Source organism: Variovorax sp. CCNWLW225, from assembly GCF_037204045.1.
Taxonomy (GTDB): Bacteria; Pseudomonadota; Gammaproteobacteria; order Burkholderiales; family Burkholderiaceae_C; genus Variovorax.
This window is the reverse complement of record NZ_JBBCBV010000012.1, coordinates 56,563-78,283: the sequence shown is the minus strand read 5'-3', so window position 1 is coordinate 78,283 and position 21,721 is coordinate 56,563. Positions and strand designations below refer to the sequence as shown.

Below are 21,721 nucleotides of genomic sequence, written 5' to 3'. Positions count from 1 at the left end.
GGGCCGATTGTTCCACAGGCATACTCGCGGCATCTTCAACACCGGTGCGCCCCAGCACATCGAAATCATGAGCATCCTCAGTGAATTCAAGGAATTTGCCGTCAAGGGCAATGTCGTCGATCTCGCGGTGGGCGTGATCATCGGCGCGGCGTTCGGCAAGATCGTCGACTCGCTGGTCAGCGACATCATCATGCCGGTGGTCGGGCTGGTGTTCGGCAAGCTCGATTTCTCCAATCTGTACCTGGTGCTGGGTTCCGTCCCTGCGGGCGTGGCCAACAACCTGGCCGACCTGAAGAAGGCCGGCGTGCCGGTGCTGGCCTATGGCAACTTCATCACCATTGCGGTCAATTTCGTCATCCTTGCCTTCATCATCTTCATGATGGTCAAGCAGATCAACAAGCTGCGCAAGCACCATGCCGAGGCGCCCGCGGCCCCGGTGGCGCCGCCGGAAGACATTGCCCTGCTGCGCGAGATTCGCGACAGTCTGAAGAATCGCCCCTAGACGCCCGTCAGCGTCCTGGCCATGCGCAACGCCTCGACGAGGCTCGAGGCGTCGGCCAGGCCCTTGCCCGCAATGTCGAACGCGGTGCCATGGTCCGGACTGGTGCGCACCAGCGGCAGGCCCAGCGTCACGTTCACGCCCTTTTCCACGCCCAGGTACTTGACCGGAATCAGCCCCTGGTCGTGGTACATCGCCACCACCACATCGAACTCGCCGCTCCCGGACACGCCGGCCTTGGCTCGCGCACGCATGAAGACGGTGTCGGGCGCATGCGGACCGCCGGCGTCGATGCCCTCGGCACGCGCGGCCGCAATGGCGGGCGCAATGATGTCGCGCTCTTCGCTGCCGAAGAGGCCGCCCTCACCCGCATGCGGATTGAGGCCGGCCACGCCGATGCGCGGCACCCGCCCGAGCATGCGGTGCAAGGCACCGTGGGTGATGCGCAGCGTTTCCAGCACATTGCCGAAGCTCACCGCAGTGATGGCGTCGCGCAGCGACATGTGAATGCTGACGAGCACGGTGCGAAGGTCGTCGTTGGCCAGCATCATGCGCACCGGCATGCCGTCCACGGCAACGCCCGCATACGCGGCGGCCTCGGCCTGCAGCAGCTCGGTATGGCCCGGGTAAGGAAAGCCGGCCGCGGCCAGCGCTTCCTTGTGCAGCGGTGCTGTCACCATGGCCGCGATGTCGCCCCGCAATGCCGCGCGCGCGGCCCAGACCACGCACTCGCCCGCCACGCGCCCGGCTTCGGCGCTGATTTGCCCAGGCACGATGTGCGCGGGCTGCGCTACCACCTGCAGCACGGGAATGCAGCCCGGTGGCACGGCGGCCGCCTCGGCCGGGTGCTCGATTTCCGCCACCGGCCATGCCGACTGTCCCGGCAGCGCCAGGGCCTGGGACGCACGGCGCATGGTCCCCACGTCGCCGGCCACGAAGGCGCCGCGCGCGGCGTCGGGCGCCTGGCGGAATGCCTTGACGATGATTTCCGGGCCAATGCCCGCGGGGTCGCCGAGCGTGACCGCCAAGGGTGCGCCGGCAGCAGCAGGAGCCTTGCCGTTCATGCGGGGTTGTCGATGTCGATGAACTCGTGCTTCAGCCCGAGCTGGGCCGCCACATGGGCCGCCACGGCCTGCGCACCGTAGCGCTCGGTGGCATGGTGCCCGCAAGCCAGGAAGGCGACGCCCATCTCGCGTGCATAGTGGGCCTGGGGTTCGGAGATCTCGCCGGTGATGAAAGCATCGGCCCCCGCGGCAATGGCGGCCTCGAAGTAGCCTTGCGCGCCGCCCGTGCACCACGCGATGTTCTTGATGGCTTTGTGGGCGGTGTCCACCAGCGTGACCGGCCGCTTCAGAACCTTTTCTGCGTGCGCCGCGAGTTCCTTGGCGCTGGCAAAGCTCTCGCCGTTTTCGCGCGCGCCAAGAAAACCGAGTTCCTGCTCGCCAAAGCGCCCGGTGGAGCCGGCATGCGCAAGCAGGCCGAGCTGCAGGCCGAGCTGGGCGTTGTTGCCGAGCTCGGGGTGCGCGTCGAGCGGGAGGTGGTACGCAAAGAGGTTGACGTCATCGCCGAGCAAGAGGCCGAGGCGCTGCTTCATCCAGCCGGTCACGCAGCTGTCCTGGCCGCGCCAGAACAGGCCGTGGTGAACGAAGATGGCATCGGCCTCGGCATGAATGGCGGCTTCGATCAGCGCGCGGCTCGCCGTGACGCCGGAGACGATTTTCCGCACCACGGTGCGGCCTTCGACCTGCAGGCCGTTCGGTCCGTAGTCCTTGAAGCGCGAAGGCGCAAGAAGCAGGTCGAAGGCGTGCAGCAGTTCGTGGCGGGTGGTGCTCATCGCGACATTGTCGCGCTCCCGCCTCCATCGCGCATGGCATGGCCGCGTGCCGCCAGGGGCCACAGCGCCAGCAGGAAACCCAGCCCGGCGAGCACTGCAACATAGTGCGCCGGGGCCATGGCGTCGTGCTGGAGCCAGACGGTCAGGATCACCGGCGTCAGACCGCCGAACACGGCATACGACATGTTGTAGGCAAACGAAAGGCCGGTGAAGCGCACCTGCGCCGGAAACGCGCGCACGCCGGCAATCGGCACCGTGGCAATGGTGCCCACGAACAGGCCCACCAGGCCGTAGTGCCAGAAGAGCGTGGCCGGCGTACCCGGCAGCCCCGTGTAGAACAGGTACGCGGTCGCGAACAATCCGCCCCAGCCGACGAGCATGACCGCGCGCGTGCCGATGCGGTCGCAGGCCCAGCCGACCAGCACGCAGCCGATGGTCAGGGTCAGCGTGGCCAGCGCGTTGGCTTCGAGTGCCAGCGCGGCCGGAATGTGATGCACCTTCTGCAGGTAGGTGGGCGTGTACAGCACCACCACGACGATGGCGGCCGACAGCACCCAGGTCAGCAGGCCCACATAGATGCTTGCCGCGCGGTGCTCGCGCAGCACCGTGCGCAGCGGCAACTCGCGCGCAACGGTCTTGCGGTCCGCCAGTTCCTTGAAGACCGGTGTCTCGTGCAGGAAACGGCGCAGGTACACCGAGACGAGCCCGAACACGCCGCCCAGCACAAAGGGAATGCGCCACGCAAAGTCGCTCACCTCCGCGGGCAGGTAGTAGCGGTTGATGCCCACCGCAACGAGCGAGCCGAGCAGGATGCCGCCGGTGATGCCCGAGGTCAGCGTGCCGATGCCGAAGCCATAGCGCTGCGCCGGCACGTGCTCGCCGACGAACACCCATGCGCCGGGCATTTCGCCGCCGATGGCCGCGCCCTGCAGGACACGCATGGCCAGCAGCAGCAAGGGTGCGGCAATGCCGATGCTGGCATAGGTGGGCAACAGGCCGATGACCAGCGTGGGCGCCGCCATCAGGAAGATCGACAGCGTGAACATGCGCTTGCGGCCGAGCAGGTCGCCGAAGTGCGCAATGACGATGCCGCCCACTGGCCGGGCCAGGTAGCCGGCGGCAAAGATGCCGAAGGTTTGCAGCTGCCGCAGCCAGTCGGGCATGTCGGCCGGAAAGAAAAGCGCCCCCAGCACGGTGGCAAAGAAAACGTAGATGACGAAGTCGTAGAACTCCAGCGTTCCGCCAAGAGCGGACAGGGCAAGGGTCTTGTAGTCGCGGGAGTCGAGCGTGCGGGCCGGAACCGGCCGGGTGCCGTCCGGAGAAAGGGCTTGAGAGGTCATGGCTGGCAGGGAAGTCGTTGCCGCACGCAGGACCGCCAGGGATTGAAAGCGGAAAGGCAGCGCGCCGGCGAAACACCTGGCCGCGTGCGCTGGGTGGGCGTTGCGGAAGGCCGGAATCCGGAGCCGTGTGGGCTCGCTTCGCGATGCTAAGGGTTATCCCGTATTGGCGCCTGAGGCCTGCGCCAATCTCGACCGGCCGGCGCGGTTTTCCGGCGGCCGGGGGTTGAGGGACAATCGAGCTGTAGCGCCGCACCGGACGGCGTGCTTACCCGCTAACAAATTTCATGAAACGCACCTGGCTGCTCTTTGCCCAAGCCGTGACCGTCCTCCTGGCGGCCTATTTTGTTGTTGCGACCCTCAAGCCCGAGTGGATCAACCGGCGCTCCACCTCGCTCGGCGGCGTGGTCTCGATCGTCGAGGCACCGGCCGGTGCGCCGGCGGTGGCGCCGGCGGGCAGCCTGAGCGCGGCGGCCAAGAAGGCTTCTCCGGCGGTGGTGAGCATCAACACCAGCAAGGCGGCGCAACGCCATCCGCGCAGCAACGACCCGTGGTTCCGGTTTTTCTTCGGTGACCAGGGCGACCAGCCCCAGGTGGGGCTGGGCAGCGGCGTCATCGTGAGCTCCGAGGGCTACATCCTCACCAACAACCACGTGGTCGAGGGCGCGGACGAGATCGAGATCACGCTCAACGACAGCCGCCACACACGCGCCAAGGTGATCGGCACCGACCCCGACACCGACCTTGCCGTGCTCAAGATCGAAATGGACAAGCTGCCCGCCATCGTGCTGGGCAACTCGGACGACCTGCAGGTGGGCGACCAGGTGCTGGCCATCGGCAATCCCTTCGGCGTGGGCCAGACGGTCACCAGCGGCATCGTCTCGGCGCTGGGGCGCAACCAGCTCGGCATCAACAACTTCGAGAACTTCATCCAGACCGACGCGGCCATCAACCCCGGCAATTCGGGCGGTGCGCTGATCGACGTCAACGGCAACCTGCAGGGCGTCAACACCGCCATCTATTCGCGCTCGGGCGGCAGCATGGGCATCGGCTTCGCCATTCCGGTGGCCATGGCGAAGATCGTGCTCGAAGGCATCGTGAAGGAAGGCCAGGTGCGCCGCGGCTGGATCGGCGTCGAGCCGAACGAGCTTTCGCCCGAACTGGCCGAGACCTTCGGCGTGAAGGCCGATACCGGCGTCATCATCACCGGCGTGCTCCAGAACGGGCCCGCGGCCAAGGCCGGCATCCGCCCCGGCGACGTGATCACTTCGGTCGGGGAAAAGAAGACCGACAACGTGCAGGCCCTGCTGACCGCCGTGGCCGGCCTGAAGCCGGGCAGCACCGCACGCTTTGCGCTGCAGCGCGGCACTGACAAGATGGAACTGGACGTGACGCCGGGCCTGCGGCCCAAGAGCCCCGTTCGGCAAATGCCCAACCAGCCCGAGTAGCCGCCGAGGCGCTGAGGCGCCGGAACCGAATAGCGATCGATCAGGAAGAGGCCGAGGAATCGGCGCTTTCTTCCTCTTCGGACGGCTTCTTGGTGCCCATTGCGAAGTAGCGCGCACCGATGATGCCGACCTCGTACAGCAGGCACATCGGCACCGCCAGCGCGAGCTGCGACACCACGTCGGGCGGTGTGAGCACCGCGGCGATGACGAAGGCCACCACGATGAAGTAGCCGCGGAACGAGCGCAGCTTTTCGATGGTCACCATCTCGAACTTCACCAGCAGCATCACGACGATCGGCACCTGGAACGCGACGCCGAACGCGATGTAGAGCGACAAGATGGCCTCCACGTATGACGAGATGTCAGGCGTGGCATTCACGCTCGGCGGCGTGAATTGCTGAATGAAGCCGAACATCTTGTCCAGCACGAAGAACTGCACAAAGGCGATGCCGACATAGGCCAGCAGGCTGCCGAACAAGATCAGCGGCAGCGCGAATTTCTTTTCATGGCTATAGAGCCCCGGCGCCACGAACATCCAGGCCTGGTACATGAGCCAAGGCAGCGCCAGCAGCACGGCCGTCATCATCAGCACCTTGAGCGGCACGAAGAAAGGCGAGAACACGCCCACCGCGATGAGCTTGGCGCCCGGCGGCATGTGGGCCTGGATCGGCATGGCAATAAGGTCGATCAGCCCGGCCGGCCCGGGCCAGATGGCCAGCAGCACGCCCGCGACCACCAGGCCGTAGACGCAATAGAGCAGGCGGTCGCGGAGTTCGACCAGGTGCTGCACGAACGGCTGTTCGGTGCCCGCCAATTCGTCTTCTGCGTCTTTGTTCTTGTTGTCGAAATCGGCCATTGGAAGGAGAAAAGAGCAGGAGAAAGCGTGGCTTCGGCCGGCGTGCGGCGCACGAGGAACGCGGTTGTAAAAGCCGCTAGTTGATCTTGTGGGGACGGAAACGGGCAACGCGGGCGGCACCCGAGAGCGCCTTGGTGCGCACGCCGTTGCGGGCCTTGTACCACTGCGGCGTGGCGCCCTGCTTCAGGCGCCAGTTCTTGCGCGGATGCCTGTACTCGGGCACCGAAGGCTCCGGTTCGGCCAGCGCCGAAAGGGTTTCGCCCGAGCCGGAGAACTGCTTTTCAAGATCGGTCGCGCCCGTCTGGATGCTGTGCTCGACGTCGCGCGCAGCATCCTCCACGGTGGTTTTCATCTTGCGCAGCTCTTCGAGTTCCATCGAGCGATTGACCTCGGCCTTGACGTCGTTCACATAGCGCTGCGCCTTGCCCAGCAGGGTGCCGACCGTGCGCGCCACCTTGGGCAGCTTTTCGGGCCCGATGACGATCAGCGCCACGACGCCGATCAGCGCCAGCTTCTCAATACCGAGGTCGAGCACTTAAAAACCCGCGCTCAGGACTTCTGACGCGCTTCGACGTCGATCGCCGACTTGTCGCTGTTGGCCGGCTGGCCGGTCACTTGGGCGGCAGGGGCCGACGAAGCGGGTGCGTCGGCAGTGGTGCCGCCGTCTTTCATGCCGTCCTTGAAACCCTTGACGGCGCCGCCCAGGTCGGAACCCATGTTCCGCAGCTTCTTGGTGCCGAAGATCATGACCACGACGAGCAGCACGATCAGCCAGTGCCAGATTGAAAATGAACCCATGGAAGACTCCTAAGAATGTGTCCGATTTTAATCGGGCGAAATGTGACAGTTTGGCCTAATGTTCAGCCGCGAAGCCATGGGCGGGGACCGCCCATGACATGGACATGGAGATGGTGCACCTCCTGCCCGCCCTCGGCGCCCGTATTGATGACGACGCGCCAGCCGCCCTCCGGATAGGGCCTGCAGCCCTGCTCCACCGCCAGCTTGGGGGCCAGCGTCATGATCTTGCCCATGAGCGCGGCGTCGTCGGGCGTGAGTTGCGCCATCGAGGCGATGTGCTTCTTGGGCACCAGCATGAAATGCACCGGCGCCCAGGGCGCGATGTCGTGAAAACCGAACAGTTCGTCGTCTTCGTAGACCTTGCGCGAGGGGATCTTGCCTTCGATGATTTTGCAGAAGACGCAGTTCGGATCAGATGACATCTTTGGGTTCCATGGGACGGTTGTCGTTCATGCGGATCATGCCTTTCACGATCCGGTAGAGGAACCACAGCGAGATCAGGCTCCAGGCAATCCAGCCCGGCACCAGAAACAGCAGCCAGAGCCACGACGTGACCACGTACAGCAGGCCGGCCCACACCACCGACCGGATGCGCCAGCTGAAATGCGACGCCTGCCAGGTGCCCGCCGCGTTGTCGCGCTTGACGAAGTCGATCACCAGGGCCACCAGCAGGAGCACCACCGAAGCCTGGGCGCCGGGCAATACAGCGCAGATGGCCACGATCAGGTGCAGGATGTAGCTGACCCAGCCCCAGGTCTTGAGGGAGTCGTCGGGTTCCACGTTCACGATGTCGTTGGCCATTGGAGATGTCCTTTCAATCGTTGGATGCCTCGCGGGCCTGCGCCTTGCGCAGGGCTTTTTCCTCGATGCCGCTGGTGCCCTCGCGGCGCTCGAGCTCCGCAATGACCTCGCCGGGCGAGAAACCGTAGTGCGCCAGCGCCACCATGGTGTGGAACCACAAATCGGCCACTTCGTTCACTATTTTCGTGCGGTCGCCGCCATGGTCGGCGTCCTTGGCCGCCATGACGACCTCGGTGGCTTCCTCGCCGATCTTCTTGAGAAACGCGTCGGGGCCCTTGTGCAGCAGGCGCGCCACGTAGCTCTTCTCCGGGTCGCCGCCGTGCGCGGGCAGGCGGCTTTCGATGACGGCGGCAAGGCGCGCAAGGGCGTCGGAAGTGTTCACTGTGGCTGTCATTTGTAGATCGACTCCGGGTCTTTCAAGACCGGTTCGACCGCGGTCCATTGGCCGTTCTCGTATTTGCTGAAGAAGCAGCTGTGGCGCCCGGTATGGCAGGCAATGCCGGGCTCGTGGCCGAGCTGGGTGACCTTGAGCAGCACCACGTCGTTGTCGCAGTCGAGGCGGATTTCATGCACCGTCTGCACATGGCCCGATTCCTCGCCCTTGAACCACAGCTTGTTGCGCGAGCGGCTGAAATACACGGCGCGGCCCAGCTCGGCGGTCTTTTCGAGCGCCTCGCGGTTCATCCAGGCGAACATCAGCACGTCGTTGCTGCCCTGTTCCTGCGCGATCACGGGCACCAGGCCGTTCGCGTCCCACTTCACTTCGTCAAGCCAATTCATGAAGGGTATTGTCCCATCGCCGCGCGGCTGCGAAGCGGATCACGTGCGTACGGGAATGCCCCGCGCGGCCATGCGGGCTTTCGCCTCGCCCACGGTGTGCTCGCCGTAGTGAAAGATGCTGGCGGCCAGCACCGCGTCGGCGCCGCCCGTCTGGATGCCGTCGGCCAGGTCGTCGAGGTTGCCCACGCCGCCCGATGCAATGACCGGCACGTTCACGGCGTCGCTCACCGCGCGGGTGAGTTCAAGGTCAAAGCCGCTCTTGGTGCCGTCGCGGTCCATGCTCGTGAGCAGGATTTCGCCGGCGCCCCGGCGCACCATCTCGGTCGCCCATTCCACAGCGTCGAGGCCGGTGTTCTTGCGGCCGCCATGGCTGTACACGTCCCAGCCTGCGCCGCGGGTGGCGGCTTCCTCGGGGCTGCGGCGCTTGGCGTCGATGGCCACCACGATGCACTGCGAACCGTATTTCTGCGAGGCGTCGTTGATCACCTGCGGATCGGCAATGGCCGCCGAGTTGAAGCTGGTCTTGTCGGCACCGGCGTTGAGCAGCCGGCGCACGTCGGCCACGGTGCGCACTCCGCCGCCCACCGTCAGCGGAATGAAGACCTGCGAGGCGACCGCCTCGATGATCGGCAGGATCAGGTCGCGGCCGTCGCTGGTGGCGGTGATGTCGAGAAAAGTGAGTTCGTCGGCGCCCTGCGCGTTGTAGCGCGCGGCAATCTCGACCGGATCGCCCGCATCGCGCAGTTCGAGAAAGTTGACGCCCTTGACCACGCGGCCGCCGGTAACGTCGAGACAGGGAATGATGCGTTTTGCGAGCATGGTGGGTCGAGAGGAAAAGTCAGAGAACGCGAAGCTGCTGCCAGCCCTGCCACTGGGCACCGGGCAAGAGCAGCACCTGCTCGTCGATGCGCGCGGCTTCCACGCACAGCATGTGCCGGTAGCCGTCTTCAGGCATGTCGGCGAGTTTCGCACCAAGCACCGCGCCCGGGTTCCACACCACGGTTTCGCTGCAACTCGCGCTTTGCGTGATTTCGAGCGTGCCGCTGGGCTGCACCAGGCGCAGCGGCTTGGCGGGCGCGGCATAGACGCTGTCGAACTCCGCATCGAAACGCAGCGCGGGCGCGGTTTCCACATGGCGGTCGTCGCGCAGCGAATCCCAGCGGTTGGCGCCTTCCAGCCCCTCCAGCCGCACATCGGCAATGTCGTCGACGCGCAGGTAGGTGTGCAGCGCCGCCGCAAAGCTGAACGGCGCATGGTCTACATTGAGCAGCGTCAACGCGGCGCGCAGCCGGCCCGAGCCCATGCCGATCTGCAGGCGTGCCTCGAAAGCGTGCGGCCAGAGCTTGCGCGTGGCCTCGCTGTCGCGCAGCCGCAAGGTCAGCTCGCCGGATGCGGCGTCGATGCCACGGTTTTCCCAAGGCAGATTGCGCATGAAACCATGCTTGGGCAACATGCCGCGCTGGTTGAACTGGGGGCAGCAAATGGGTACCCCGCCGCGGATTGCGGCCGCTCCGTCGAACACGGCGCGCGGGCTCAGGTAGAGCCGTTCGACGCCATCCGCCGTGGTCCAGGAAAGCAGCTGCGCCCCGTGTAGAGACACGGTGAAAGCGCTGCCGTCGGCACCGACGGCGCGAAGCGCCGGCTGGCCGCGAAACTCGATCGGATTGATGTCCATGCGGGAATTGTAGGCAGCGGAAATTCCCGCAGCCGAAAGCGGCAATGGACACTTAAGACTTCATCGAAGCCGTGGTGCTGCTGGTTGCACGCAGGGGGCCTTCTTGGATACCCTTTTGCCGCCGCACAAAGAAGAGCCGCCGGCAGGTCCGCGCGCAACCTAAAACCATACCTACACATCGAAGAGAAACGCATGAAGAAAAAACTGCCGGCCGCCATCTGGATCCTCATTGCCATGGTGCTCGGCATTTTTGTCGGCTACATGATCTTCACGAGCTTTCCGGACAAGAAGGCGGCTGCGCAGATTGCAGGGTACGTGTCGATCGTGTCGGACGTATTTCTGCGCCTCATCAAGATGCTGATCGGCCCGCTCGTGTTCTCCACGCTCGTGGTGGGCATTGCGCACATGGGCGACGCCAAGTCGGTGGGCCGCGTGTTCGGCAAGTCGCTCGGCTGGTTCTTTACCGCCTCGCTCATTTCGCTGCTCATCGGCCTGGTGATGGCCAACCTTCTGAAGCCGGGCGAGAACCTGGGGCTGCCGCTGCCGGACATCGGCGCCTCGGCCAACCTGGCCACCGCGAAGTTCACCCTCAAGGATTTCGTGAGCCACCTGGTGCCCAAGTCTTTTGCAGAGGCCATGGCCAATAACGAGATCCTGCAGATCGTGGTGTTCTCGATGTTCTTCGGCGTGGCGCTCGCTTCGCTCGGCGACAAGGCCAAGACGCTGGTGGCCGCCATCGACGAGCTCTCCCACGCGATGCTCAAGATCACCGGCTACGTGATGAAGCTGGCGCCCCTTGCGGTGCTCGCCGCCATGGCCGCCACCGTGGCGACGAACGGGCTGGGTATCCTGCTGAAGTTCGCCGTTTTCATGGGCGACTTCTACCTGGGCCTCTTTGTGCTGTGGGGCGTGCTGATTCTTGCGGGCGTGTCGTTCCTGGGACGCCGGGTGTTCAAGCTGATGGCGCTCATCAAGGAAGCCTTTCTGCTGTCGTTCGCCACGGCCAGTTCGGAAGCGGCCTACCCGAAGATCCTGCAGGCGCTCGACCGTTTTGGCGTGAAGCGCAAGATCTCGAGCTTCGTGATGCCGATGGGCTACTCGTTCAACCTCGATGGCTCGATGATGTACTGCACCTTTGCCGTGCTCTTCATCGCGCAGGCCTACAACATCCACATGCCGCTGAGCACGCAGATCACCATGCTGCTCATCCTGATGCTCACCTCCAAGGGCATGGCCGGCGTGCCGCGCGCCTCGCTGGTGGTGATTGCCGCCACGCTCAACCACTTCGACATTCCGGAAGCCGGCCTGCTGCTGATCCTGGGCGTCGACACCTTCCTGGACATGGGGCGCTCCGCCACCAATGCGGTGGGCAATTCCATTGCCACCGCGGTGGTTGCCAAGTGGGAGGGCCAGTTGCTCTCCGAGAGCGACGCAGAGGTGAACGCCAAGGCGCTGGACGAGGAGGCCGCCGCCACCCTCGCCCATCCGGCCCACGCGTGAGGCTCGCCATGAAGCCCAGGCCCACGCTGCCGGTTTTCCTTGCCGGCCTGCTGGCGGCGGCCACCCTTGCCATGGGAGCCTCCGCACAGGCGCAGGAAGCGCCCCCTGCGCTCACCGGCACGCTGGCCAAGGTGCGAGAGAGCGGCGCCGTCTCCATCGGCTACCGCGAATCGTCGGTGCCGTTTTCCTTTCTCAATGCACGCAACGAACCCATCGGCTATTCGATCGAGCTCTGCCGCGAACTGGTCACGGCCATCGAGGAGGCAGTGAACAAGAGCCTCGTAATCAAGTGGGTGCCGGTGACCTCCGATTCGCGCATGGATGCGGTCGAACGCGGTACGGTCGATCTCGAATGCGGTTCGACCACCAGCAACCTCGAGCGGCAGAAGCGCGTGAGCTTCTCGCCCACGATCTTCGTCTCGGGCACCAAGGTGCTGGTGAAGAAGGGGTCGCCGATCAAGTCGTTCCGCGACCTGGCCGGCAAGCGGGTGGCCGTTACCGCGGGCACCACCAACGAGAAGACGCTGCGCGAGCTCTCGCAGAAGTTCAGGCTCGGCATCGACCTGCTGGTGGCACGCGACCACGCCGATTCGTTCGGGCTCGTGAAAAGCGGCCAGGCCGATGCCTTTGCCACCGACGACGTGCTGCTCCATGGCCTGATCGCGCGCGAAGCCGCCAAGGCCCAGTACGAGGTGGTCGGCGACTATCTCTCCTACGACCCCTACGGCATCATGTACCGCAAGGGCGATGCGCAATTGGCCAAGGTGATCAACGACGCCTTCCAGGTGCTGGCGCAGGACGGCGAGATCGAGCGCCAGTACAAGCGCTGGTTCCTGCGCAAGCTGCCCACCGGAGAAAGCATCGACCTGCCGATGAGCGCGCAGCTGCAGGCGATCATCCAGACGATGGCGGTCAAGGCCGAATAGGCGGGCCGGCGGTTAGCGCGCCGGCCAGGCCCAGTGCGGTATCTCGCTCATGTCGAGGTTGGCGATGCGGGTTTCGCCGAAGCGCTTCTCGAGCACCACCGATTGCAGGTCGTCGCTGTCCTCGAGCGCGGCAATCAGCCGCGGGGCATGCGACACGACGATGATCTGCGACCCGCGCGCGGCCTGCGCGATCAACCGCCCGAGCGCGGGCAACAGGTCGGGGTGCAGGCTGGTCTCGGGCTCGTTGAGCACCAGCAGCGCCGGCGGCCGGGGCGTGAGCAGCGCGGCAATCCAGAGCAGGTAGCGCAGGGTGCCGTCCGAAAGCTCCGCCGCCGTCAACGGCCGCAGCAGGCCGTGCTGGTGCATCAGCGTTTCGAAGCGGTCTTCGTTCACCCGCACCTGGATGCGAGCACCGGGAAACGCATCGTCCACGGCGCGGTCGAGCGCACTGCTGTCGCCAATCTCGCGAATGGTCTGCAGCGCGGCGGCCAAATCGGCGCCATCGTTGGCGAGCACCGGCGTGTAGGTGCCGAGCTGCGGCTGGCGTGCGGGCGCATCGGCGTCGGAGCGGAAGTGGTCGTAGAAGCGCCAGGAGCGCATTTGCTCGCGCAGCGTGAGCATCTCGGGCGCGGCCTGCGGATCGGCGTACTCGGTCATCATGCTGGCGAACTGGGCGATGGGCCGGCCCACGGGCTCCCAGCTTCCGCTGCGCTCGCCGCGCAGCCGCAGCGATGCGCCCTTGCGGTCTACCAGTTGCGTGGCGGGCCGCAGCACCGGGCCGCTCCAGATGGCTTCGCGCTTGATTTCGGGATCTCCGCCGAAGGCTGTTTCGCGCGGCACCGGCAGGCCGATGTCGATGGCGTAGCCAAAGTCAGTCGTCTCGACGCCGGAGAACCCAAGCCGCAGGTTCACGGGCTCGGTGCGCACGGTGCCCTGCACCGGGGTATCGCCGCGCAGCATGGCGGCTGAAAAGCGCTCGGGGCCGGCCCAGAGGGTGGAAGCAAGCCCGCCTTCGCGCACCAGCGAGCGGATCACGCCGCCATTGGCGATGTCGGCCAGGAGCCGCATCGCGCGGTACACGCTGGATTTGCCGCTGCCGTTGGGCCCTGTCACCACCGTGAGCCGGCCGAGCGGCACCGTCAGCTGGCGCAGCGACCGGTAGTTGGCAATGGCAAGCGCGGAGAGCACGCCGCGCTACACAAGAGGCGTCAGACGCCGGCGAGTTCGTCCGCGCGGGCTTGCGCGGCGGCGAAGTCGAGGTCGCCCGAATAGATGGCGCGGCCGCAGATCACGCCTTCGACGCCTTCGGACTCGACCGCGCAAAGCTGGTCGATGTCGGCCATGTTCGACAGGCCGCCCGAGGCGATCACCGGAATGGTCAGCGCCTGCGCGAGCTTCACGGTCGCATCGATGTTGATGCCCGACAGCATGCCGTCGCGGCCGATGTCGGTGTAGATGATCGATTCGACGCCATAGTCCTCGAACTTCTTGCCCAGGTCGGCCACCTCGTGGCCCGTGAGCTTGCTCCAGCCGTCGGTGGCCACCTTGCCGTCCTTGGCGTCGAGCCCCACGATGATGTGGCCGCCGAAGGCCACGCAGGCGTCCTTCAGGAAGCCGGGGTTCTTGACCGCGGCGGTGCCGATGATCACGTAGCGCAGGCCGTCGTCGATGTAGCGCTCAATGGTGTCCAGGTCGCGGATGCCGCCGCCCAGCTGCACTGGAATGTCGTCGCCCACTTCGCGCAGGATCGCCTTGATGGCCGCGTGGTTCTGCGGCTTTCCGGCGAAGGCGCCATTCAGATCGACCAGGTGCAGCCGCCGCGCGCCGGCCTCGACCCACTTGCGCGCCATGGCGGCGGGGTCTTCACTGAAGATGGTGGACTGGTCCATGTCGCCCTGTTTGAGGCGAACGCAGTGGCCGTCTTTGAGATCAATGGCGGGAATGAGGAGCATGGAAGTGACGCGAGTGTGCGGAATCCGGGCTGAGGAAGGTTCGGCCCGGTCGGAAATATAAGGTCAGGGATTCCAGTGGAGGAAATTTCGGTAGAGCTGCAACCCGTGGTCCGCACTCTTCTCCGGGTGGAACTGGGTGGCAAAAATGTTATCGCGTGCGATGGCCGCGGTAAAGCATGCCCCGTAATCCGCCTCGCCAACGCTGTGCCGCGCGTCCGCCGGCCGTGCGTAGAAGCTGTGCACGAAGTAGAAGTAGCTCTGGTCGGGAATGCCCGCCCACACGGCATGCGGCTGGGCTTGGCGCACCTGGTTCCAGCCCATCTGGGGCACCTTGAAACGGCTGCCGTCGGGCTGTAGCCGGCCGGCCAGGTCGAACTTGACGACCTCGCCGGGAATCAGGCCCAAGCCCTCGGTCGGCCCCTCGTCGCTGCGCGACAGCAGCATTTGCATGCCCACGCACACGCCGAAAAGCGGCTTGTTTGCCGCGGCTTCGAGCACCGATTCCTGCAGGCCGGAATCGCGCAGCTCGCGCATGCAGTCGGGCATGGCGCCTTGGCCCGGCAGCACCACGCGGGTGGCCTTGCGCACCACCTCAGGGTCGGAGGTGACGAAAACCTCGACACCCACCTGGTCGGCCGCATGCCGCACGGCCTGGGACACCGAATGCAGGTTGCCCATGCCGTAGTCGACGACCGCGACGGTATTTGCTACAGATTTCATAGCTGTTCGCTGGAGATTTTCAGAGCGAACCCTTGGTCGAGGGAATGACGCCCACGGAGCGCGGATCGAGCTCCAGCGCGCCGCGCATTGCGCGTGCAAAGGCCTTGAACACCGTTTCGCACTGGTGGTGCGCGTTCACGCCCTTCAGGTTGTCGATGTGCAGCGTGACGAACGCATGATTGACGAAGCCCTGGAAGAACTCGTACGTCAACTGGCTGTCGAAAGTGCCGATCATGCCGCTCGTGAAGGGCACGTGCATCACCAAGCCCGGTCGGCCCGAGAAGTCGATGACGACGCGGCTCAGCGCCTCGTCGAGCGGCACATAGGCATGCCCGTAGCGGCGGATACCTTTCTTGTCGCCCACGGCCTTGGCAACCGCCTGGCCGAGGGTAATGCCGACGTCTTCCACCGTGTGATGGCCGTCGATGTGCAGGTCGCCCAGGCAGTCGATGTCGAGGTCGATCAGGCCGTGGCGGGCGATCTGGTCGAGCATGTGGTCGAAAAAGCCGATGCCGGTGGAGAGCTTGGCCTTGCCCGTGCCGTCCAGGTTGACGCTGACGGTGATCTTGGTTTCGGCGGTGTTGCGGGTGACCGATGCGGTGCGCGCGGCGGTGCCCGTGTCGGCTGTTTGGGGGGTGGTCATAGTGAGGCTTCGAGTGCCGCGAGCATCCGCGCATTCTCGTCGGACGTTCCGACGGTGAGGCGCAGGCAATTTGCGAGCAGTTCGTGCATTTTAGAAACGTTCTTCACCAGAATCCCGTGTGCCTTCATGCCCTCGAAGGTCTTGGCGGCATCGGGCACCCGCACGAGGATCATGTTGGCGTCGCTCGGCCACGTCTTCACGCCCGCAAGCCGGCCCAGCCCCATCATGAGGCGGTGGCGCTCCTCGCGGATTTGCCGGGCCTGCGCCTCGAACACTTCGGCATGCTCGAGCGCGAACAGCGCGCATTCGCAGTTGAGCACGCTGATGTTGTAGGGCGGGCGCACCTTGTCGATCTGCGCGATCAGTTCGGCCGGCCCCATGAGATAGCCGAGGCGGATGCCGGCCAGGCCGAACTTGCTGAGCGTGCGCATCAGCAGCACATGGCCGTGCCGCGCGATGCGGTCGATGTAGCTCCTGGCGGCAAAGGGCTGGTAGGCCTCGTCCATCACCACCAGGCCGCCCTGCGCGCCCTGGGCCTCGACGATCTTCTCGATGACGGCGTCGTCCCAGAGGTTGGCGGTGGGGTTGTTCGGATAGGCCAGGTACACGATGGCCGGCTTCTCGCGCGCAATGGCAGCGAGCATTGCCGCCTCGTCGAGTTCGAAATCGGCCGTGAGCGGAACGCCGGCGAAGCGCAGGCCCTGCAACTGGGCGCTCATGGCGTACATCACGAAGCCGGGCACGGGCGCGAGCAACGTGGCGCCCGGCACATCGCAGGCGATGGCCAGGAGCGAAATCAGTTCGTCGGAGCCGTTGCCCAGCATCAGCGCAAAACCTTCGGGCATGTGCGCATGCGCGGCCAGCGCGCGCTGCAGGTCGCCTCCCCGCTCGCCCGGGTAGCGGTTGAGCGCCAGCGCGCCCAGCCGTGCGCCGAGCTCGGCCTGCAATGCCGGCGGCAGGCCGAACGGGTTCTCCATGGCGTCGAGCTTGACGAAGCCGCGCGCGTCCTGGACCGCGTAGGCATGCATGGACTGCACGTCGGAGCGGATGCGGTCGATCGGGCGGGCGGTAGGAGAAGTGGTCATCGGGTGCAGCGGTAGCTGTTTCTAAGGGCGCCGGACATGACCAGTTGCACGGGCATGTCGGCTTCATAGCTGTCGGCGTTGCGGGTCAGCTCGGTTTGATAGAGAGAGCGCGCCATCGACGGCTCGAGGCGGCGGCCTTCAACGCAGAAGATGGGCTTTTGCCCGTTGCGCTGCGATGCCTCCACGCCTTCGCGCAGGCCTTCGAGCACGCCGACGAGGTAGTAACTCGCGTAGGCCTTGCCGTCCTTCTCGTTGGCTTCCAGCGTGCGCAGCTCGCGAATGCTCATGGCCTGCGCGCCGGCACCGGCCGCCAGTGCGAGCAACAGCACCGAAAGGCGCGGCAGCAGCAGGACGGCGGCACGGCTCATGTCGTTACTTGCGGTAGCGCGGCGGCGGCGCAAACGCCTCGTCGGCCGGGAAGGCGCTAGGCTGAACTGGCGTGGCATTGCGACGCGGACGGCGTTGTGCCTCGGGCAGTTCGAGCTCGAACAGCGCAGCACCGATCACGCCGATGTTGCGCACGTCGCCTGCTTCGGTGTTCGCCGCATAGGCGCGGCCCGGAGCGGCAAAACGGAAGGCGGCGACCTCGCTCTGGCTCTTGCGGAAGCCCTCGATGTCGAGCACCTGCTGCGGGCCCAGCACATAGCCGCCGTTGCGCAGGCTGCCGGGCTTGCCGTTCAGCACATCGAGGCCGTCGACAGTGGCGATCACTTCGTAGCTTCGGTCGCTGAGGTTGCGAAAGCGCAGCGTATAGCGCGCACCTTCGATGCCCGCGAGTCGGAACGTGTCGCTGCTGCGGCGTGCGCGCTGCATCGGCAAGGGCCGGCCGTTCTCATCCAGCACCGACCATTCGACATCGCCCTGGGCCAATTGCAAGTTGAGCCGGCGCTCGGGGTTGTTGCCGGCCTCGCGCCGCACGGTGGAGGCCTCGTTGTAGCCCAGCAAGGCCACTTCGTCAGGCTGTGCCGACAGCCGCTTCGCATTGACCGTGCGCGTCTTCGATTCGATGCCCTCGCCCCACTGGGTGCCAAGCTGTGCGGGTGCGGCAGCGGCGGCGGCGCTGGGCGTTGCGGACAGGGCGGCCGACTCGTTTCGCGGCGCCTGCGGGATCTGGCTGCAGGCGACGAGCAAAGCCGCGCCTGCCACTAGGCCTGCGGTAAATCTGAAAAAACGCGACCTATGAAGACGATGAATCATCTGGCTTGCTCCTCCCGAGCGGTTTTCTATTTATGAAACCTTCAAATCTTGCGCAGGCGCATCCGCGCAGCTTCGGCGTGCGCCTGCAGACCCTCGCCCTCGGCCAGCGTCACCGCAATAGGGCCGAGCACCTGGGCGCCGGCTTCGCTCACTTCGATGAGGCTCGAACGCTTCTGGAAATCGTAGACGCCGAGCGGGCTCGAAAAGCGCGCCGTGCCGCTGGTCGGCAGCACGTGGTTCGGGCCGGCGCAGTAGTCGCCGAGGCTTTCGCTGGTGAAGGCGCCAAGGAAGATCGCGCCGGCATGGCGCAGCAGCGGCTCCCAGCGGTTCGGCTCGCTGCTGCTGACTTCCAGGTGTTCGGGGGCGATGCGGTTGCTGATCTCGCAGGCCTCTTCCATGCTCTTCGTATGGATGAGCGCCCCGCGGCCATTGAGCGAGGCGGCAATGATTTCGGCGCGCGGCATGGCGGGCAGCAGGCGATCGATTTCGGCCTGCACGCGGTCGATATATGCCGCATCGGGGCACAGCAAGATGCTCTGTGCGAGTTCGTCGTGCTCGGCCTGGCTGAACAGGTCCATGGCCACCCATTCGGGCGGCGTGGTGCCGTCGGCCAAGACGAGAATTTCGCTCGGGCCGGCGATCATGTCGATGCCCACGGTGCCGAACACGCGACGCTTGGCGGCCGCGACGTAGGCATTGCCGGGGCCGGTGATCTTGTCGACCGCGGGAATGGTGGCAGTGCCGTAGGCCAGCGCAGCCACGGCTTGCGCACCGCCGATGGTGAAGCCGCGCGTCACGCCGGCCACGTAGGCGGCGGCAAGCACGAGCGGGTTCTTCTCGCCACGCGGCGTCGGAACCACCATGATGATTTCGGCCACGCCGGCCACGTGCGCCGGAATCGCGTTCATCAGCACGCTCGACGGATAGGCTGCCTTGCCGCCCGGCACATAGATGCCGACGCGATCGAGCGGCGTGACCTTCTGGCCGAGCAGCGTGCCGTCCGCGTCGCGGTAGCTCCAGCTTTCGCCGCTCGCCTTCTTCTGGGCCTCGTGGTAGCTGCGCACACGGCGCGCGGCGGCTTCAAGCGCGTTCCGCTGCGCGGCGGGCAGCGATTCGAAGGCGGCCTTCAGCTCAGCTTGCGTCAACTCCAGTTCGGGCAGTGTCTTGGCACCGAGCTTGTCGAAGCGGTTGGTGTACTCCAGCACCGCATCGTCGCCCCGCTTCTGCACGTCGGCCAGGATGTCGGCCACCACCTTCTCGATGGCCGCGTCCGCGTCGGCGGACCAATGCAGCCGCGCCTTGAATTCAGCGTCGAAGCTGGCTGAAGTCGTGGAGAGACTGGCGGGGGCTGCTTTCAGTGTCATGAGGCTGGGTATGAAACTTGTCAGGGCGTGGCTGCCGCCGGAATGGCGGAAGCAAAGGCGTCGATGATGCGGCGGATCGGCTCGCGCTTGAGCTTTAGCGCGGCCTGGTTGACCACGAGGCGCGCGCTGATGTCCATGATGCGCTCGACCTCGACCAGGTGATTGGCCCGCAGCGTGTTGCCGGTCGAGACCAGGTCGACGATGGCGTCGGCCAGGCCCGTGAGCGGCGCAAGTTCCATGCTGCCGTAGAGCTTGATCAGATCGACGTGCACGCCCTTGCTGGCGAAGAAGTCGCGCGCCAGGCCCACGTACTTGGTGGCCACGCGCAGGCGCGAGCCCTGCTTCACGGCGGAGGCGTAGTCGTAGTCGGCGCGCACGGCCACGCTGAGGCGGCAGGCCGCAATGCGCAGGTCGAGCGGCTGGTACAGGCCCTGGTTGCCGTGCTCGAGCAGCACGTCGGAGCCGGTCACGCCCAGGTCGGCGCCGCCGTACTGCACGTAGGTCGGCACGTCGGAGGCACGCACCAGCACCACGCGCACATCGGACCGCGTGGTGGCAAGAATCAGCTTGCGCGATTTTTCCGGGTCTTCGGTAACCTCGATGCCGGCGGCGGCCAGCAGGGGCATCGTCTCTTCGAAGATGCGGCCTTTGGACAGAGCAAGCGTGATCACGATTGCGACTCCAGTGATGCGAGAGTGATCACGATTGCGACTCCTGTGGTTCGGGCGTGATCATGCGGCGGCTCCCGCCACGCGCTCGATGTCGGCCCCGATGCCGCGCAGCTTGGCTTCCATGCGGTCGTAGCCGCGGTCCAGGTGATAAATGCGGTCGACCAGTGTCTCGCCGTCGGCCACCAGGCCGGCAATGACCAGACTGGCCGAGGCGCGCAGGTCGGTGGCCATCACGGTGGCGCCCGAAAGCTGGGGCACGCCCTCGACCATGGCGACCTTGCCCTCCACGTGGATCGTCGCGCCCAGGCGCACCATCTCGTTCACATGCATGAAGCGGTTCTCGAAAATGGTCTCGGTGACCATCGAGGCGCCGCGCGCAATCACGTTCAGGGCCATGAACTGGGCCTGCATGTCCGTCGGAAAGCCCGGGTATTCGGTGGTGCTGAAGCTCTGCGCCTTGAGGTGCTCGCTGGCCGGGGCCTTGGAGCTGATGCGCACGCCGCCCTCTTCCGCGGCCACCGTGCAGCCGGCATCGCGCAGCTTGTCGATCACCGCATCCATATGGTCGGCGCGGGCGTGGCGCAAAAACACGTCGCCGCCGGTGGCCGCAACGGCGCACAGGAAAGTGCCGGCTTCGATACGGTCGGCCACCACGGCGTGTTCGCAGCCGTGCAGCTTTTCGACGCCCTGGATGCGGATGTGGCTGGTGCCGTGGCCCTGGATCTTCGCGCCCATGCGGATCAGCATTTCGGCCAGGTCGACGATTTCGGGCTCCTGCGCGGCGTTTTCGAGCAGCGTCTCGCCCTCGGCCAAAGCGGCGGCCATGAGGAAGTTCTCGGTGCCGGTCACGGTAACCATGTCGGTCAGGATGCGCGCGCCCTTCAGGCGGGTGCGGCCGGCCGGCAGGCTGGCGATCATGTAGCCGTGCTCGACCACGATCTCGGCACCCATGGCCTGCAGGCCCTTGATGTGCTGGTCGACGGGCCGCGAACCGATGGCGCAGCCGCCCGGCAGCGACACCTTGGCACGGCCGAAGCGCGCGAGCAGCGGACCGAGTGCCAGCACCGAGGCCCGCATCGTCTTCACCAGTTCGTAGGGCGCCTCGGGGTTGGCGAGGTCGCCCGCATTGAGCTGCACCGTGCCGTTGTCGTCACGCTCGGCCACAACGCCCATGTTGCGCACCAGCTTGAGCATGGTCGACACGTCCTGCAGGCGCGGCACGTTGTGCAGCGTCACGGGCTGGTCGGTCAGCAGCGCGGCGCAAAGCTCCGGCAAGGCTGCGTTCTTGGCGCCGGAAATGAGTACCTCGCCGCGAAGCTGGCGCCCGCCGCGAATCAGAAGTTTGTCCATCGAATTTCCAGCGAAATCAGGCCCCGCGGGGCCGGAGAGTTATTTTTCCAACGCCGCCCATTCGGCCGGCGTGTAGGTCTTCATGGAGAGCGCATGCACCTCGTCGGTGTGCATTTTCGCACCGAGGGTGGCGTAGACCCGCTGATGCCGCTGAATAGCGCGCTTGCCCTCGAATTCGGCCGAGACGATGGTGGCGTACCAGTGGCGGCCGTCCCCTTCGAGCGTGATGTGCTCGCAAGGGAGGTGGGACTGGATCAGGGCCTGGAGTTGTTCGGCGGTCATGGG

At 65.9% G+C, this 21,721-nt stretch carries 27 protein-coding genes; 4 read left to right on the top strand and 23 right to left on the bottom strand.

Annotated elements, in window-relative coordinates; genetic code table 11:
• Positions 1 to 67 precede the first annotated feature (67 nt).
• Positions 68 to 502: a large conductance mechanosensitive channel protein MscL gene (mscL, locus tag V9L20_RS19030; protein WP_258504429.1), complete on the top strand. Its 435-nt coding sequence runs from the start codon at positions 68 to 70 to the stop codon at positions 500 to 502.
• Here the strand turns inward: mscL and pdxA are convergent.
• From pdxA to V9L20_RS19015, 3 genes are read right to left on the bottom strand one after another with little or no spacing between them, the layout of a single operon-like run.
• Positions 499 to 1,563 (bottom strand): 4-hydroxythreonine-4-phosphate dehydrogenase PdxA, encoded by a 1,065-nt coding sequence (gene pdxA / locus V9L20_RS19025; protein WP_337297749.1) that lies wholly within the window; start codon positions 1,561 to 1,563, stop codon positions 499 to 501. The genes mscL and pdxA overlap by 4 nt on opposite strands.
• Positions 1,560 to 2,333 carry a Nif3-like dinuclear metal center hexameric protein gene (locus V9L20_RS19020; RefSeq protein WP_258504427.1) on the bottom strand — a complete coding sequence of 258 codons (774 nt, stop codon included), beginning with the start codon at positions 2,331 to 2,333 and terminating at the stop codon, positions 1,560 to 1,562. The genes pdxA and V9L20_RS19020 overlap by 4 nt, the downstream gene beginning before the upstream one ends.
• Entirely contained in the window at positions 2,330 to 3,673 is a 1,344-nt protein-coding gene (locus V9L20_RS19015) for an MFS transporter (RefSeq protein WP_337297748.1), read from the bottom strand. Before V9L20_RS19015 ends, V9L20_RS19020 begins: the two co-directional genes overlap by 4 nt.
• Positions 3,674 to 3,957: 284 nt before the next feature.
• Here V9L20_RS19015 and V9L20_RS19010 point away from each other — a divergent pair, with 284 nt between their 5' ends.
• Positions 3,958 to 5,118 (top strand): S1C family serine protease, encoded by a 1,161-nt coding sequence (locus V9L20_RS19010; RefSeq protein WP_337297747.1) that lies wholly within the window; start codon positions 3,958 to 3,960, stop codon positions 5,116 to 5,118.
• A gap of 40 nt (positions 5,119 to 5,158) precedes the next feature.
• Here the strand turns inward: V9L20_RS19010 and tatC are convergent, their stop codons facing one another.
• The 9 genes from tatC to V9L20_RS18965 all read right to left on the bottom strand — a co-directional run bounded on the left by tatC (position 5,159) and on the right by V9L20_RS18965 (position 10,028).
• Positions 5,159 to 5,974, bottom strand: coding sequence for a twin-arginine translocase subunit TatC (gene tatC / locus V9L20_RS19005; RefSeq protein WP_337297746.1), 816 nt, complete (start codon positions 5,972 to 5,974; stop codon positions 5,159 to 5,161).
• A 76-nt stretch (positions 5,975 to 6,050) separates the two neighbouring features.
• Positions 6,051 to 6,509: a Sec-independent protein translocase protein TatB gene (gene tatB / locus V9L20_RS19000; RefSeq protein ID WP_337297745.1), complete on the bottom strand. Its 459-nt coding sequence runs from the start codon at positions 6,507 to 6,509 to the stop codon at positions 6,051 to 6,053.
• A 14-nt stretch (positions 6,510 to 6,523) separates the two neighbouring features.
• Positions 6,524 to 6,772, bottom strand: coding sequence for a Sec-independent protein translocase subunit TatA (gene tatA / locus V9L20_RS18995; protein ID WP_126745550.1), 249 nt, complete (start codon positions 6,770 to 6,772; stop codon positions 6,524 to 6,526).
• Positions 6,773 to 6,834: 62 nt separating this feature from the next.
• On the bottom strand, positions 6,835 to 7,194 hold the full coding sequence (locus V9L20_RS18990) for a histidine triad nucleotide-binding protein (RefSeq protein ID WP_157612537.1): 360 nt from the start codon (positions 7,192 to 7,194) through the stop codon (positions 6,835 to 6,837).
• Positions 7,184 to 7,573, bottom strand: coding sequence for a DUF4870 family protein (locus V9L20_RS18985; protein WP_157612535.1), 390 nt, complete (start codon positions 7,571 to 7,573; stop codon positions 7,184 to 7,186). The genes V9L20_RS18990 and V9L20_RS18985 overlap by 11 nt, the downstream gene beginning before the upstream one ends.
• Before the next feature lie 13 nt (positions 7,574 to 7,586).
• Complete coding sequence (locus tag V9L20_RS18980; protein WP_126745547.1) at positions 7,587 to 7,967, bottom strand: phosphoribosyl-ATP diphosphatase; 381 nt, start codon at positions 7,965 to 7,967, stop codon at positions 7,587 to 7,589.
• Entirely contained in the window at positions 7,964 to 8,362 is a 399-nt protein-coding gene (gene hisI / locus V9L20_RS18975; RefSeq protein WP_207309958.1) for a phosphoribosyl-AMP cyclohydrolase, read from the bottom strand. The genes V9L20_RS18980 and hisI overlap by 4 nt, the downstream gene beginning before the upstream one ends.
• 30 nt (positions 8,363 to 8,392) lie before the next feature.
• Complete coding sequence (gene hisF, locus V9L20_RS18970) at positions 8,393 to 9,172, bottom strand: imidazole glycerol phosphate synthase subunit HisF (RefSeq protein ID WP_126745545.1); 780 nt, start codon at positions 9,170 to 9,172, stop codon at positions 8,393 to 8,395.
• Positions 9,173 to 9,191: 19 nt separating this feature from the next.
• Positions 9,192 to 10,028, bottom strand: a complete 837-nt coding sequence (locus V9L20_RS18965; RefSeq protein WP_337297744.1) for a D-hexose-6-phosphate mutarotase — start codon at positions 10,026 to 10,028, stop codon at positions 9,192 to 9,194.
• 192 nt (positions 10,029 to 10,220) lie between these two features.
• Here V9L20_RS18965 and V9L20_RS18960 point away from each other — a divergent pair, with 192 nt between their 5' ends.
• Positions 10,221 to 11,528: a dicarboxylate/amino acid:cation symporter gene (locus V9L20_RS18960; protein WP_258504421.1), complete on the top strand. Its 1,308-nt coding sequence runs from the start codon at positions 10,221 to 10,223 to the stop codon at positions 11,526 to 11,528.
• Positions 11,529 to 11,536: 8 nt separating this feature from the next.
• Positions 11,537 to 12,454, top strand: coding sequence for an amino acid ABC transporter substrate-binding protein (locus tag V9L20_RS18955; protein ID WP_337297743.1), 918 nt, complete (start codon positions 11,537 to 11,539; stop codon positions 12,452 to 12,454).
• Positions 12,455 to 12,466: 12 nt separating this feature from the next.
• Here the strand turns inward: V9L20_RS18955 and V9L20_RS18950 are convergent, their stop codons facing one another.
• The 11 genes from V9L20_RS18950 to V9L20_RS18900 all read right to left on the bottom strand — a co-directional run bounded on the left by V9L20_RS18950 (position 12,467) and on the right by V9L20_RS18900 (position 21,718).
• Positions 12,467 to 13,642: an AAA family ATPase gene (locus V9L20_RS18950; RefSeq protein ID WP_337297742.1), complete on the bottom strand. Its 1,176-nt coding sequence runs from the start codon at positions 13,640 to 13,642 to the stop codon at positions 12,467 to 12,469.
• 20 nt (positions 13,643 to 13,662) lie between these two features.
• Entirely contained in the window at positions 13,663 to 14,406 is a 744-nt protein-coding gene (gene hisA, locus V9L20_RS18945; RefSeq protein WP_126745541.1) for a 1-(5-phosphoribosyl)-5-[(5-phosphoribosylamino)methylideneamino]imidazole-4-carboxamide isomerase, read from the bottom strand.
• Between the two features lie 63 nt (positions 14,407 to 14,469).
• Positions 14,470 to 15,126: an imidazole glycerol phosphate synthase subunit HisH gene (gene hisH, locus V9L20_RS18940; protein ID WP_337297741.1), complete on the bottom strand. Its 657-nt coding sequence runs from the start codon at positions 15,124 to 15,126 to the stop codon at positions 14,470 to 14,472.
• A gap of 19 nt (positions 15,127 to 15,145) precedes the next feature.
• Positions 15,146 to 15,769 carry an imidazoleglycerol-phosphate dehydratase HisB gene (hisB, locus tag V9L20_RS18935; protein WP_337297740.1) on the bottom strand — a complete coding sequence of 208 codons (624 nt, stop codon included), beginning with the start codon at positions 15,767 to 15,769 and terminating at the stop codon, positions 15,146 to 15,148.
• Positions 15,766 to 16,854 (bottom strand): histidinol-phosphate transaminase, encoded by a 1,089-nt coding sequence (gene hisC, locus V9L20_RS18930; RefSeq protein ID WP_337297739.1) that lies wholly within the window; start codon positions 16,852 to 16,854, stop codon positions 15,766 to 15,768. The genes hisB and hisC overlap by 4 nt, the downstream gene beginning before the upstream one ends.
• On the bottom strand, positions 16,851 to 17,222 hold the full coding sequence (locus tag V9L20_RS18925; protein WP_337297738.1) for a hypothetical protein: 372 nt from the start codon (positions 17,220 to 17,222) through the stop codon (positions 16,851 to 16,853). The genes hisC and V9L20_RS18925 overlap by 4 nt, the downstream gene beginning before the upstream one ends.
• A gap of 4 nt (positions 17,223 to 17,226) precedes the next feature.
• Positions 17,227 to 17,985 (bottom strand): hypothetical protein, encoded by a 759-nt coding sequence (locus V9L20_RS18920; RefSeq protein WP_337297737.1) that lies wholly within the window; start codon positions 17,983 to 17,985, stop codon positions 17,227 to 17,229.
• Positions 17,986 to 18,092: 107 nt separating this feature from the next.
• Positions 18,093 to 19,415 (bottom strand): histidinol dehydrogenase, encoded by a 1,323-nt coding sequence (hisD, locus tag V9L20_RS18915; protein ID WP_337297736.1) that lies wholly within the window; start codon positions 19,413 to 19,415, stop codon positions 18,093 to 18,095.
• 20 nt (positions 19,416 to 19,435) lie between these two features.
• Complete coding sequence (gene hisG / locus V9L20_RS18910; protein WP_337297735.1) at positions 19,436 to 20,086, bottom strand: ATP phosphoribosyltransferase; 651 nt, start codon at positions 20,084 to 20,086, stop codon at positions 19,436 to 19,438.
• 60 nt (positions 20,087 to 20,146) lie between these two features.
• Positions 20,147 to 21,436 (bottom strand): UDP-N-acetylglucosamine 1-carboxyvinyltransferase, encoded by a 1,290-nt coding sequence (murA, locus tag V9L20_RS18905; RefSeq protein ID WP_258504411.1) that lies wholly within the window; start codon positions 21,434 to 21,436, stop codon positions 20,147 to 20,149.
• A gap of 39 nt (positions 21,437 to 21,475) precedes the next feature.
• The gene (locus V9L20_RS18900) at positions 21,476 to 21,718 is read right to left on the bottom strand and encodes a BolA family protein (RefSeq protein WP_012746311.1); all 243 of its coding nucleotides are present in this window, start codon (positions 21,716 to 21,718) and stop codon (positions 21,476 to 21,478) included.
• Positions 21,719 to 21,721: the final 3 nt, after the last annotated feature.

Bases quoted from the DNA above. Each gene is read 5' to 3' on its own strand.
- mscL (WP_258504429.1), top strand. From the start codon at position 68: ATGAGCATCCTCAGTGAATTCAAGGAATTTGCCGTCAAGGGCAATGTC.
- pdxA (WP_337297749.1), bottom strand. From the start codon at position 1,563: ATGAACGGCAAGGCTCCTGCTGCTGCCGGCGCACCCTTGGCGGTCACG.
- V9L20_RS19020 (WP_258504427.1), bottom strand. From the start codon at position 2,333: ATGAGCACCACCCGCCACGAACTGCTGCACGCCTTCGACCTGCTTCTT.
- V9L20_RS19015 (WP_337297748.1), bottom strand. From the start codon at position 3,673: ATGACCTCTCAAGCCCTTTCTCCGGACGGCACCCGGCCGGTTCCGGCC.
- V9L20_RS19010 (WP_337297747.1), top strand. From the start codon at position 3,958: ATGAAACGCACCTGGCTGCTCTTTGCCCAAGCCGTGACCGTCCTCCTG.
- tatC (WP_337297746.1), bottom strand. From the start codon at position 5,974: ATGGCCGATTTCGACAACAAGAACAAAGACGCAGAAGACGAATTGGCG.
- tatA (WP_126745550.1), bottom strand. From the start codon at position 6,772: ATGGGTTCATTTTCAATCTGGCACTGGCTGATCGTGCTGCTCGTCGTG.
- V9L20_RS18990 (WP_157612537.1), bottom strand. From the start codon at position 7,194: ATGTCATCTGATCCGAACTGCGTCTTCTGCAAAATCATCGAAGGCAAG.
- V9L20_RS18985 (WP_157612535.1), bottom strand. From the start codon at position 7,573: ATGGCCAACGACATCGTGAACGTGGAACCCGACGACTCCCTCAAGACC.
- V9L20_RS18980 (WP_126745547.1), bottom strand. From the start codon at position 7,967: ATGACAGCCACAGTGAACACTTCCGACGCCCTTGCGCGCCTTGCCGCC.
- hisF (WP_126745545.1), bottom strand. From the start codon at position 9,172: ATGCTCGCAAAACGCATCATTCCCTGTCTCGACGTTACCGGCGGCCGC.
- V9L20_RS18965 (WP_337297744.1), bottom strand. From the start codon at position 10,028: ATGGACATCAATCCGATCGAGTTTCGCGGCCAGCCGGCGCTTCGCGCC.
- V9L20_RS18960 (WP_258504421.1), top strand. From the start codon at position 10,221: ATGAAGAAAAAACTGCCGGCCGCCATCTGGATCCTCATTGCCATGGTG.
- V9L20_RS18955 (WP_337297743.1), top strand. From the start codon at position 11,537: ATGAAGCCCAGGCCCACGCTGCCGGTTTTCCTTGCCGGCCTGCTGGCG.
- hisA (WP_126745541.1), bottom strand. From the start codon at position 14,406: ATGCTCCTCATTCCCGCCATTGATCTCAAAGACGGCCACTGCGTTCGC.
- hisH (WP_337297741.1), bottom strand. From the start codon at position 15,126: ATGAAATCTGTAGCAAATACCGTCGCGGTCGTCGACTACGGCATGGGC.
- hisB (WP_337297740.1), bottom strand. From the start codon at position 15,769: ATGACCACCCCCCAAACAGCCGACACGGGCACCGCCGCGCGCACCGCA.
- hisC (WP_337297739.1), bottom strand. From the start codon at position 16,854: ATGACCACTTCTCCTACCGCCCGCCCGATCGACCGCATCCGCTCCGAC.
- V9L20_RS18925 (WP_337297738.1), bottom strand. From the start codon at position 17,222: ATGAGCCGTGCCGCCGTCCTGCTGCTGCCGCGCCTTTCGGTGCTGTTG.
- hisD (WP_337297736.1), bottom strand. From the start codon at position 19,415: ATGACACTGAAAGCAGCCCCCGCCAGTCTCTCCACGACTTCAGCCAGC.
- murA (WP_258504411.1), bottom strand. From the start codon at position 21,436: ATGGACAAACTTCTGATTCGCGGCGGGCGCCAGCTTCGCGGCGAGGTA.
- V9L20_RS18900 (WP_012746311.1), bottom strand. From the start codon at position 21,718: ATGACCGCCGAACAACTCCAGGCCCTGATCCAGTCCCACCTCCCTTGC.